We start from the raw sequence: 1583 nt of genomic DNA on the forward strand, positions 1-1583 counted from the left end.
CGCATACCAATGAACAAACTCATGAAGTGATCCGCAATAACCTGGATCGTAGCCCAATGTACGCAGGTGTGATCGAAGGAATTGGCCCACGTTACTGTCCGTCTATCGAAGACAAAGTGATGCGCTTTGCGGATAAGAACAGCCACCAAATTTTCATTGAACCTGAAGGTCTTACCACGCACGAGTTATACCCGAATGGTATTTCCACCAGCTTGCCGTTTGATGTTCAAGTTCAAATCGTTCGTTCAATGAAAGGCTTCGAGAACGCACACATTGTTCGTCCTGGTTACGCGATTGAGTACGATTTCTTCGATCCACGTGATTTGAAGCAAACTTACGAGACTAAATTCATCCGTGGTCTATTCTTTGCTGGCCAAATCAACGGTACAACAGGCTACGAAGAAGCTGCGGCACAAGGCTTAATGGCGGGCTTGAACGCAAGCTTGTACAGCCAAGGCAAAGAAGGCTGGAGCCCGCGCCGTGACCAAGCATACATGGGCGTTCTGATTGATGATTTGTCGACCATGGGTACCAAAGAGCCGTACCGCATGTTCACTTCTCGCGCGGAATACCGCCTATTGCTTCGAGAAGACAACGCCGACCTTCGTTTGACAGAAAAAGCTCGTGAACTTGGCTTGATTGATGATGTTCGTTGGGCGCGTTTCAACGAAAAAATCGAGAACATGGAAACCGAGCGTCAGCGTCTGAAGTCTACTTGGGTAAACCCAAACTCGGCGGGCATTGATGAACTGAACAAACTGCTGAAAACGCCAATGGCGCGTGAAGCAAGTGGTGAGGATCTTTTGCGTCGTCCAGAGATCTCATACTCACAATTGACTCAACTTGATGCCTTTGCTCCTGCTCTTGAAGATCAACAAGCGGCAGAACAAGTAGAAATTCAGGTGAAATACGACGGTTACATCAAGCGTCAGCAAGAAGAGATCGAAAAATCACTTCGCCACGAACACACAAAACTGCCTGCGGATTTGGATTACAAAGACGTAAAAGGTTTGTCGAACGAAGTGGTTGCGAAACTGAGCGAAGCCAAACCGGAAAGTATTGGCATTGCTTCGCGTATTTCCGGCATTACGCCTGCAGCGATTTCAATTCTTCTTGTGCATCTGAAAAAGCACGGCTTGCTGAAAAAAGGCGAGGAAGAGTAATGAGTGCACTACGAACCAAGCTTGATTCACTGATTGCACAGACCGATTTAGACGTTTCAGAAAAACAACGAGAGCAGTTAGTCGGTTACGTTGAGCTGCTCGATAAGTGGAACAAAGCGTACAACCTAACTTCGGTTCGCGATCCTTTAGAGATGTTAGTGAAACATATCCTTGATAGCATCGTGGTCGGCACGCATCTGCAAGGTGAACGTTTTATCGATGTGGGCACTGGCCCAGGATTGCCAGGTATTCCTTTGGCGATCATGCATCCGGAGAAAACGTTCTTTCTGCTCGATAGCCTCGGTAAGCGCATCCGTTTTATCAAGCAAGTTGTCCACACGTTAGGTTTGAAAAACGTGACACCAATTCAAAGTCGCGTCGAAGAATTCCAACCGGAAGAAAAATTTGATGGCGTTTTGA

Annotated in this window: 2 protein-coding genes; both read left to right on the forward strand. The window is 47.1% G+C overall.

Features of this window, described 5'->3' with window-relative positions; all coding sequences use genetic code 11:
• The coding region (mnmG, locus tag R8N28_RS24360) for a tRNA uridine-5-carboxymethylaminomethyl(34) synthesis enzyme MnmG (protein WP_318183565.1) at positions 1 to 1163 on the forward strand (1163 nt) is incomplete at its 5' end.
• A partial coding sequence (gene rsmG, locus R8N28_RS24365; protein WP_318183566.1) for a 16S rRNA (guanine(527)-N(7))-methyltransferase RsmG occupies positions 1163 to 1583 on the forward strand: 421 nt, incomplete at its 3' end. The genes mnmG and rsmG, both read left to right, overlap by 1 nt.

Source organism: Vibrio sp. Vb1554, from assembly GCF_033344235.1.